The 9,839-nt window shown below is 62.7% G+C and carries 5 protein-coding genes and 2 pseudogenes; all 7 read left to right on the forward strand.

Going from position 1 to position 9,839, the window contains the following annotated elements:
- A pseudogene (locus E1832_RS22670) lies at positions 1 to 302 on the forward strand (hypothetical protein); the annotation flags it as partial.
- Positions 303 to 715: 413 nt separating this feature from the next.
- A complete protein-coding gene (locus E1832_RS00485) occupies positions 716 to 1,783 on the forward strand; it encodes an HlyD family secretion protein (protein ID WP_035745651.1) in 1,068 nt (355 codons plus the stop codon).
- On the forward strand, positions 1,780 to 4,518 hold the full coding sequence (rbbA, locus tag E1832_RS00490; RefSeq protein ID WP_133357832.1) for a ribosome-associated ATPase/putative transporter RbbA: 2,739 nt from the start codon (positions 1,780 to 1,782) through the stop codon (positions 4,516 to 4,518). Before E1832_RS00485 ends, rbbA begins: the two co-directional genes overlap by 4 nt.
- Before the next feature lie 7 nt (positions 4,519 to 4,525).
- The gene (locus E1832_RS00495; protein WP_068767091.1) at positions 4,526 to 5,638 is read left to right on the forward strand and encodes an ABC transporter permease; all 1,113 of its coding nucleotides are present in this window, start codon (positions 4,526 to 4,528) and stop codon (positions 5,636 to 5,638) included.
- 5 nt (positions 5,639 to 5,643) lie between these two features.
- On the forward strand, positions 5,644 to 6,723 hold the full coding sequence (locus tag E1832_RS00500; protein ID WP_076367384.1) for an alpha/beta hydrolase: 1,080 nt from the start codon (positions 5,644 to 5,646) through the stop codon (positions 6,721 to 6,723).
- Positions 6,724 to 7,041: 318 nt separating this feature from the next.
- Positions 7,042 to 8,799 (forward strand): PHA/PHB synthase family protein, encoded by a 1,758-nt coding sequence (locus tag E1832_RS00505; protein ID WP_051693716.1) that lies wholly within the window; start codon positions 7,042 to 7,044, stop codon positions 8,797 to 8,799.
- Positions 8,800 to 8,839: 40 nt separating this feature from the next.
- A pseudogene (locus E1832_RS00510) lies at positions 8,840 to 9,721 on the forward strand (bifunctional enoyl-CoA hydratase/phosphate acetyltransferase); the annotation flags it as partial.
- Between the last annotated feature and the right edge of the window lie 118 nt (positions 9,722 to 9,839).

Genomic DNA, 9,839 nt, shown 5'->3' on the forward strand with positions numbered 1-9,839 from the left:
CGTACGTCCATGGCAGCCCCACACGCAAAGAACTCACCTTAGCACGGGCCGCAACGACGAAGATGACCCCCATGTTTTGTCCACTCCCCATGTTTTGTCCACTCCCTCCGTATCTCAAGCGCTCGGCGCATCTGCCGCAGGAGATCAAGGATATTGGCTGGAAAGCTCAGACGCGACTTTGCAAACGGTATCGAGCTTTGAGCCGGACAGGCAAACCGCAGCCGCGCGTGTTGGGCGCAATCGCCCGGGAACTGGCCGGGTTCATCTGGGATATCGCGCGCAGGACGCCGCTTACGGCCTGATCGCCAACTCAGACTGCCTGTGCAGCACGCTGGAGATGGCGGCCATGGATAGGGAAATCCTCGGTCTACGCTTTGGGACAGACATCCGGTCTTAGAGAGAGGTCACCCGTATCGAATTTGGTCAGGCGGTATCCAATCCGCGGATGAGAGAATGACAACCATCGGTTCGGCCTGCCGTCTCCAGCGCCTGCACAGGCTACAGATTTTTGACCATCTCGCGCCAGCGGGATAGTCTAATCGTGTCGGGAAGATCAAAAACGCTCATGAGAGCGTAGGATTTAGCACCGTCCGGCAACAGACCCCCATACAGGTTTTTACCCTGTCATCGAGCGTTGACAACAGGGGAGCGTAGGGCGAAAACCGCATCGGGACATGCGCGAAGCATCCATCAGCACAGCAATCAGAGGCAGATCATGGCAAAGCCCGGCAGAAACACCATTATTCTGGGCGGCCTGGCCGTTGTCGCCGTGCTTGGCTGGCTGGCCTGGGACCGGCTGCAACCCGCCGGTCTGCCGGCGGGTTTTGCCAGCGCCAATGGCCGGATCGAGGCGACCGAGGTGGATATCGCGGCGCTCACCGGCGGCCGAATCGCCGAAATCACCGCTGCCGAAGGTGACATGGTCAGCGCAGGCGATGTGCTGGTGCAGATGGACGTGGTGCAGCTGAACGCACAAAAACGTCAGGCCGAAGCGCAGCTTGCCCGCGCCGAAATCGGCGTCGAGACAGCAAGGGCGCTGGTCGCTCAGGCCGAGGCACAAGAGCGCGCGGCCCGGGCCGCGGTTGATCAGGCAGGCTCGGTTGCCGATGCCGCGTCGCGCAGGCTTGAACGCTCTGAGCAGCTTGCAAAGACCAGTGCGATCTCGCAGCAGGTGCTGGATGATGACCGCGCCCGGGACGCCCAGGCCCGCGCCGGTGTGGCCTCGGCCGAAGCCAGCCATGCGGCAGCGCTGGCGGGGGTCAGCAGCGCGCAGGCGCAGGTGGTCGATGCAAGTGCGGCCGTCGAGGCGGCAAAGGCGTCGATTGATGCGATCCAGGCCTCTCTGGACGACGCCACGCTGAAAGCGCCGCGCACGGGCCGGATCCAGTATCGCATCGCACAAGAGGGCGAGATTGTCGGCTCTGGCGGGCGGATCCTCAGCCTTGTCGATCTGGGCGATGTCTATATGACGGTTTTTCTGCCGACATCGCAGGTCGGCCGGGTGCAGGTCGGATCAGAGGTGCGCCTTGTCATGGATGCGGCGCGGGAATTCGTGATCCCGGCCACGGTTTCCTATGTTGCCGATGTGGCGCAGTTCACGCCAAAGACGGTCGAGACCGCCGATGAGCGCGAAAAGCTGATGTTCCGCGTCCGTGCCCGCATCGACCCCGAGCTGCTGTCGCGGCATATCGAATATGTCAAAACCGGCCTGCCGGGCATGGCCTATCTGCGGCTTGATCCGGATGCCGCCTGGCCTGACTTTCTTTCCAATGTCGTGAAATGACCGGCTCAGTTGCCGGGGTCTCCGGCCTGACGCTGCGCTATGGCAAGGTCACGGCGCTTGACAATGTGACGCTGGAGATCCCTGAGGGGCGCATGGTCGGGCTGATCGGGCCAGACGGGGTCGGAAAGTCCAGCCTTCTGTCGCTGCTGGCCGGGGCACGTGTGATCCAGCAGGGCAAGGTCGAGGTTCTGGGCGGCGATATGCGCGATGTGGCGCATCGCAACCGCGTCTGCCCCCGCACCGCCTATATGCCGCAGGGTCTGGGCAAGAACCTCTACCCGACGCTTTCGGTCGAAGAGAACCTTGATTTCTTCGGCTCGCTTTTCGGTCATGACATGGGCGAACGCGAGCGGCGGATCACCGATCTGCTGGCTGCGACCGGCATGACGCCGTTCCGGTCGCGCCCGGCGTCAAAGCTGTCGGGCGGCATGAAGCAAAAGCTGGGTCTGTGCTGCGCGCTGATCCATGATCCCGATTTCCTGATTCTTGACGAGCCGACCACCGGCGTCGATCCACTGTCGCGCCGCCAGTTCTGGGATCTGATCGACCGCATCCGCGCGACACGGCCGGGGATGAGCGTGATCACCGCCACCGCCTATATGGAAGAGGCCGCGCGCTTCGACTGGCTGGTTGCGATGAATGCGGGCCGGGTGCTGGCCACCGGCACCACCAGCGATCTGCTGTCGCGGACCGGGGCCGACACGCTTGATGCAGCCTTCATCGCGCTTTTGCCCGAAGAAGACCGGGGCGAAGACAGTGCCGTGGTGATCCCGCCGCGGACCACCGATGACAGCGATATCGCCATCGAGGCCGAGGGGCTGACGCAGCGCTTTGGCGATTTCGTGGCGGTCGACAATGTTTCCTTCCGCATCCCCAGGGGTGAGATTTTCGGCTTTCTGGGTTCGAACGGCTGCGGCAAGACGACGACGATGAAGATGCTCACCGGGCTTCTGGAGCCGAGTGAGGGCCGGGCAAAGCTTTTCGGCCATGAGGTCGATGCAAGCGATCTGTCGGTGCGCCGCCGGGTCGGGTTCATGTCGCAGGCCTTCTCGCTCTATTCCGAGCTGACGGTGCGTCAGAACCTTGATCTGCACGCGCGGCTTTTCGATATGGCGGCCGAGAAGATCCCCGCCAGGGTTGACGAGATGATCGCCCGGTTCGATCTGGGCGACGTGACCGACAGCCTGCCCGAGGCGTTGCCGCTGGGTATCCGCCAGCGGCTTTCGCTGGCGGTGGCGATGATCCATGCGCCCGAGATCCTGATCCTTGACGAGCCGACCTCGGGGGTGGACCCGGTGGCGCGCAACGGCTTCTGGCGCATTCTGGCGGAACTTTCGCGCAAGGATGGCGTGACGATCTTTGTCTCGACCCATTTCATGAACGAGGCGGAATGGTGCGACCGCATCAGCCTGATGCATGCGGGCAAGGTGCTGGTCTCGGACACCGCCGAGGGGATCACGAAAGCCAAAGGTTGCGCCACGCTGGAAGACGCGTTCATCGCCTATCTTGAAGAGGCGATTGGCGAGACGGCACCCGCCCCCGCCGCTGCGCCCGAGGCCGCGCCCGAGGCCCCCGCAGCCGGGGTGACCCATCACGCGCAGCAATCCGGCTTCAGCCTGCGGCGACTGCTTAGCTATTCGCAGCTGGAAAGCCTGCAATTGCAGCGCGATCCGATCCGGCTGACCATGGCGTTGGTCGGCAGCCTTCTTCTGATGATCGTGGTGGGGCTGGGCATCAACATGGATGTCGAGGATCTGACCTTCGCCGCCCTTGACCGCGACCAGACCACCACCAGCCGCAATTATATCGCCGATATTGCGGGATCGCGCTATTTCATCGAACAGCCGGCCCTGACAAGTTACGACGAGATCGACGCAAGAATGCGCTCGGGCGAGCTGGCGCTGGCGATCGAGATCCCGCCCGGCTTTGCCGCCGATATCGCGGCAGGCAGGGATGTGCAGGTCGGGGCCTGGTTCGACGGCGCCAACCCCAGCCGCGCCAATACGGTGCAGGGCTATGTGCAGGGCATGCATGCCGACTGGATCACACGTCAGGCGCGTCAGCTTTACGGTGACAAGGCGAGCGGCGGCAGTTTCGAACTGGTGACCCGATACCGCTACAACCCCGACGTGCGCAGCCTGAATGCGATGGTCCCGGCGATCATCCCGCTGCTTTTGCTGATGATCCCGGCGATCCTGACCACGCTTTCGGTCGCGCGTGAACGCGAACTGGGCTCGATCATCAATTTCTACGTCACGCCGGTGACGCGGCTGGAATTTCTGCTTGGCAAACAGCTGCCCTATATCGCGCTGGCCATGCTGAATTTCTTCCTGATGATGGCCATGGCGGTCACATTCTTCGCAGTGCCCTTCAACGGCAGTTTTCTGGGCTTTACCCTTTCGGCGCTGATCTATGTCACCGCGACCACGGCGCTTGGTTTTCTGGTGTCGGTCTTCATCGCAAGTCAGGTCGCGGCGCTGTTCGCGACCGCCATGCTGACGATGATCCCGGCGGTCAGCTATTCGGGTTTGATCTACCCGGTCTCTTCGCTGTCGGGTTTTGGCCGGGTTCTGGGCGAGATCTACCCCTCGACCTGGTTTATCACCGCCGCGCGGGGGGCTTTCTCCAAGGCCTTCGGAATGGCGGAACTGGCCGGGCCGATGCTGGCCATGGGCATCGCCATTCCGGTGATTATCGGGCTGGCGGCGGCCTTCCTGGAAAAACAGGCGAAGTGAGGGGCGGATGAACCTGCGCAACACCTTCAATCTGGGCGTCAAGGAATTGCGCGGGCTCTGGCGCGATCCGGTGATGCTGGTGCTGATCGTCTATTCCTTTTCGCTCTCGATCTGGACCTCTGCGAACGTCTCGCCCGAGGCGCTGACGAATGCCGCGATCTCGATCGTGGATGAGGATCAGTCGCATCTCTCCGCCCGCATCACCTCGGCCTTTTATCCGCCCTATTTTGTCGAGCCGCAGATGACCACGACGGCCGAGATGGATCGGCGGATGGATCAGGGGCTGGATACTTTTGCGCTGAACATCCCACCGGATTTCGCGCGCGATGTGCTGGCCGGAAAAAACCCGGCGATCCAGCTGAATATCGACGCGACAAGGATGAGCCAGGCCTTCACCGGCGGCGGCTATATCCAGCAGATCGTGTCCTCCGAGGTTTCGGAATATGTGGCGGGCTACCGGGCCGAGACCGCGCTGCCGGTCGATCTGGCGCTCCGCGCGCGGTATAATCCCTCGCTGGATCCGAAGTGGTTCGGCGCGATTTCCGCCGTGATCCGGTCGATCACCATGCTGTCGCTGGTGCTGACCGGCGCGGCGCTGATCCGCGAAAAGGAACATGGCACGGTCGAGCACCTGCTGGTCATGCCCGTCACCACGACCGAGATCATGTTTTCCAAGATCTGGTCGATGGGGCTGGTGGTGCTGCTGGGGTCGATCTTTTCGCTAAGTGTTGTGGTGCAGGCGCTGATGGCGGTTCCGGTGCAGGGCTCGGTCGTGCTGTTTCTTGCGGGCGCGGTGCTGATGGTTTTCGCCATGACGGGGCTTGGAATTTTCCTTGCCACCATCGCCGGGTCGATGCCGCAATTCGCGCTTTTGCTGATGATGGCGCTTTTGCCGCTGCAGGTGCTGTCAGGCGCGATGACGCCGCGGGAATCCATGCCAGAGATCATCCAGACCATCATGCTTGCAGCCCCCAACACGCATTTCATCATCCTCTCGCAGGGCATCTTGTTCCGAGGTGCGGGGCTTGACGTGGTCTGGCCCCAGTTCGCGGCGCTGGCGGCGATCGGGGTGGCGCTGTTCTGGCTGGCACTGATACGATTCAAGAAATTCCTGCGGTAAGGCATATGTTGGGCCGCCTGCTTCTGATCCTGACGCTTGCGCTTGCAGGCTGCGCTGCGCGTCCGGGGCCGGAAGTTCTGGCCCCCGATGCCGGTGCCCTGCCCGAGGGCGCCCGCCTTGTCCGGGTGCTGACCATGACCACCCGCGCGCCCGAGGCAAATCTGCCGGGGGCCTTTGGCGACTCTCGCTCCATCCGGCCAAGCTGGCTGGAATACGAGGTCTCGGTGCCGCCTGGCCATCGGCCGGGAAAGATTGAATGGCCGGATCGCAATGGCAGCAGCGCCGACCGGAATTTCGTGATGCGCAGCCGGCAGACGCTTAGCCGTGACGCCTTTGCAAAGCGTCTCTCGCGCGAGGGGGTCGGGCTTTATGTCCACGGCTTCAACACCCGCTTTCATGAGGCCTTGTTCCGCACCGCGCAGCTTTCGGTCGATGCGCATATCGAGGAAAAGCCTGTCCTTTTTACATGGCCCTCGGCAGGCTATCCGGGCGCCTATCTGGCTGATCGTGACGCGTCTGACTTTTCCCGCGCGGCGCTTGCCGATCTGCTGCGGCTTTTGACAAAGGGTCGGTCCGCTTCCGACGCGGTGCCGGTGCTGGCTCACAGCATGGGCGCGCGGCTGACGATGGAGACGCTGGTGCAACTGCGTCTTGCCGGGCGGGACGATGTGCTGGACCGGATCGAGGTCATCCTTGCCGCCCCGGATATTGATATCGATCTTTTCCGCGCCCAGATGGTCAGCCTTGGGCCGATGAAGCATCCCATCACGGTGCTCGTCTCCTCGGACGATCTGGCGCTGAAACTGTCGTCGCAGCTTTCGGCACGTCGGATACGGCTTGGGCTTGTCGATGTGCGTGATCCGGCGGTCCAGCGCCTGGCGGTCGCGACCGGAATACGGATCGTGGATATTACCGATATTCCGACCGATGATCCCGCCCACAGCCGCTATGTCGGCCTGCTTTCCGGCGAGGCCGGGGCTGTGGTTGAAAACACCCTTTTCGATGAGGTACGCTTGGCGGGGGCCTTTGTCTTCAATCAGGTCGGTGGTGTCTTCACTGGCATCGCTGATGTGCTGGCGGATTGAGGCCGCGGCCTTGGCCCGGCGTTGGTGCCAGCGGCATTGGCCGGGTCATGGCCTCGACGTCGCGCCGTTTTGCCGGTAATCGTCCATGATGATCAGGGCAGGGACAGGGGATTCCGTGTCCGCCGCCGGACGCCGATGCTTTGCCTGTTCAGTCCGGGGGCGGCTGTTTCGGCGGTTTGACGGCGCTTTACGACATGTCGTCGGCATCGGGCCTTGGGCGCAATGCCTATGTTCAAGAAAAATCTTGAACTCTTTGAATTCGATCAACACTCGTTGATAGTTCTGTGCTAACTTCCGCCGGTAAATTGGAGACGCGACATGGCCCTTACTCCCAAATCAGATGGCTCGGGTGCAACCGGCGATGAAAGCCTTGGCATCGAGGCTTTTCAGGCCGTTGACCGCATACGAGAGGCGCTCTCGGGACAGCTCAGCGGCGGGGTCTCGCCCGGCTCGCTGATGATGGCCTATGTCGACTGGGCCTTTCATCTGGCGCAGGCACCGGGCAAGCAGATGGAACTGGGCGTCAAGGCGGGCCGCAAATGGCAGCGTCTCATGGCGCATCTGATGGCCTCGGCGATGGATCCGCAGGCCGCGCCGGTCATCACGCCCTTGCCGGGCGACCGCCGTTTCGCCGGTGAAGCCTGGGCGAAACCGCCCTTCAGCTGGATGTCGCAGGCTTTCCTGCTGCAGCAGCAATGGCTGCATAACGTCACCCATGAGGTTCCGGGCGTGACGAAGCACCACGAGGATGTGGTGTCTTTTGCCGCGAAACAGATCCTTGATGTCTGTGCGCCTTCGAACAACCCTTTTACCAATCCCGAGGTTGTGGCACGGACCTGGGCTACCGGAGGCATGAACCTTGTGAAGGGCTGGCAGAACTGGCTGCAGGACGTCGTCCGCCAGATCCGGCAGGAGCCGCCAGAGGGTGTCGAGGCCTTTACACCGGGTCGCGATGTGGCGGTGACGCCGGGCAAGGTAATCTTCCGCAACCACCTGATCGAACTGATCCAGTATACGCCCACGACAGAAACCGTGCACCCCGAGCCGGTGCTGATCGTTCCGGCCTGGATCATGAAATACTATATCCTCGACCTCAGCCCGGAGAATTCACTGATCCGCTGGCTGGTGGCGCAGGGCCACACGGTTTTCGCCATTTCCTGGCGCAATCCGGGTGCAGAGGATCGTGATCTGACGCTGGAGGATTATCGCCGGCTGGGCGTGATGGCCGCGTTGGATGAGATCACCCGTCTAATGCCCGATCAGAAAATCCACGCCACCGGCTATTGTCTGGGTGGCACTTTGCTGTCGATCGCGGCGGCTGCCATGGCGGGGAAGGGGGACGCGCGTCTCGCCTCGCTGACGCTGCTTGCCGCGCAGGTCGATTTCGCCGAACCGGGCGAGCTTGCGTTGTTCATCGACCCAAGCCAGCTGCATCTTCTTGAAAGCATGATGTGGAACCGCGGCTATCTCTCTGCCGATCAGATGGCGGGGGCGTTTCAGCTTTTGCGCTCGAATGACCTCATCTGGTCCCGGATGGTGCGCGATTACATGATGGGCGAGCGGACGGCGATGAATGATCTCATGGCCTGGAATGCCGACAGCACCCGGATGCCCTATCGGATGCATGCCGAATATCTGCGCAGGCTTTATCTGAATAATGAGCTTTCTTCGGGACGCTTCACCGCCGGGGGCAAGACAGTTCTGTTGCAGAACATCCGGGTGCCGATCTTTGCCGTCGGGACCGAGCGCGATCATGTCGCACCCTGGAAGTCGGTCTACAAAATCCACCAGTTCACCGATTGCGAGGTGACTTTCGCGCTGACGTCGGGCGGGCATAATGCGGGGATCGTCTCTCCTCCCGGTCACCCGCGCCGCCGCTACCGGCTGGCGACCCGCGCCCATGACGACGCGCTTTTGCCGCCCGAGACCTGGGTCGAGGCCAATCCTGCAACCGAGGGTTCGTGGTGGACGCCCTGGCAGGCCTGGCTTGCCGCGCGTTCGGGTGCCCCCGCCGCGCCGCCCGCAATGGGCAACGCGCTGGCAGATGCGCCCGGCACATATGTTTTCCAGAGGTGACAAGATGACCGGCACTCTGACCAACTATCTGTTTCACCAGATGAAAATCGGCGACCGCGCCAGTCTTGTCCGCCACGTCGGTCCCAAGGATATTGAATTGTTCGCCGCTGTTTCCGGCGACGCCAACCCCGCGCATCTGGATGCCGGTTTCGCCGCCCATGGGCCGTTTGGCCATGTCGTGGTGCACGGCATGTGGACTGCGGCTCTGATTTCGGCGGTGCTGGGCACCCGCCTGCCGGGGCCGGGGACGATCTATCTCGACCAGCAGATCCGCTTTAACAAGCCGGTTTCGCCAGGCGATACCATCACCGCCGAAGTTGAAGTGGCCGAGCTGATCGAGGGCAAGAACCGTGTCCGCCTGACGACCACCGCCCGCAATCAGCGGGGCGAGGTGGTGCTTTCGGGCGAGGCGCTGGTGCTGGCCCCGGTCGAGCAGGTGACCTGGGTGCCGGGTGACCTTCCCGAGGCGGTGGTCTTGCCGAAGGGGCGCTGGCAGGGCTTTGTCGAAGAGGCCCGCGCATTGCCCCCGGTGCGGGCGGCGGTGGTGCATCCCTGTTCGAAATCCGCGATCCTTGGCGCGATCGAGGTGCGCGACGAAGGCCTGCTTGACCCGATCCTGATCGGTCCCGGCGCAAAGATTCGCGCGGCGGCCGCCGAGGCCGGGGTCTCGCTTGACGGCTTCCGGATCGAGGAGACAGAGCACAGCCATGCAGCGGCGGCGCGGGCGGTGGAACTGGCGGCCTGTGGCAAGGTCCAGGTGCTGGTCAAGGGCAGCCTGCATTCCGATGAACTGCTTGCGGCGGTGGTTTCGAAAAGCGGCGGCCTGCGCACCGAACGCCGGATCAGCCATGTCTATGCGATGGATGTGCCCGCCTATCGCAAGCCGGTGATCGTCACCGATACCGCGATCAATATCGCACGGACATTAGAGCATAAGCGCGACATCTGCCAGAATGCCGTCAAGCTGATGAGTGCGCTTCTCCCCGTTGTCGAAGGTAGTTTCGATTGTAATCCGTACGTCCATGGCAGCCCCACACGCA

It is taken from the genome of Antarcticimicrobium luteum (genome assembly GCF_004358185.1).
Classification (GTDB): Bacteria; Pseudomonadota; Alphaproteobacteria; order Rhodobacterales; family Rhodobacteraceae; genus Antarcticimicrobium; species Antarcticimicrobium luteum.

Excerpts from the sequence above, each read along its gene's own strand:
- E1832_RS00500 (WP_076367384.1), top strand. The coding sequence starts at position 5,644 with ATGTTGGGCCGCCTGCTTCTGATCCTGACGCTTGCGCTTGCAGGCTGC.
- E1832_RS00495 (WP_068767091.1), top strand. The coding sequence starts at position 4,526 with ATGAACCTGCGCAACACCTTCAATCTGGGCGTCAAGGAATTGCGCGGG.
- E1832_RS00485 (WP_035745651.1), top strand. The coding sequence starts at position 716 with ATGGCAAAGCCCGGCAGAAACACCATTATTCTGGGCGGCCTGGCCGTT.
- rbbA (WP_133357832.1), top strand. The coding sequence starts at position 1,780 with ATGACCGGCTCAGTTGCCGGGGTCTCCGGCCTGACGCTGCGCTATGGC.
- E1832_RS00505 (WP_051693716.1), top strand. The coding sequence starts at position 7,042 with ATGGCCCTTACTCCCAAATCAGATGGCTCGGGTGCAACCGGCGATGAA.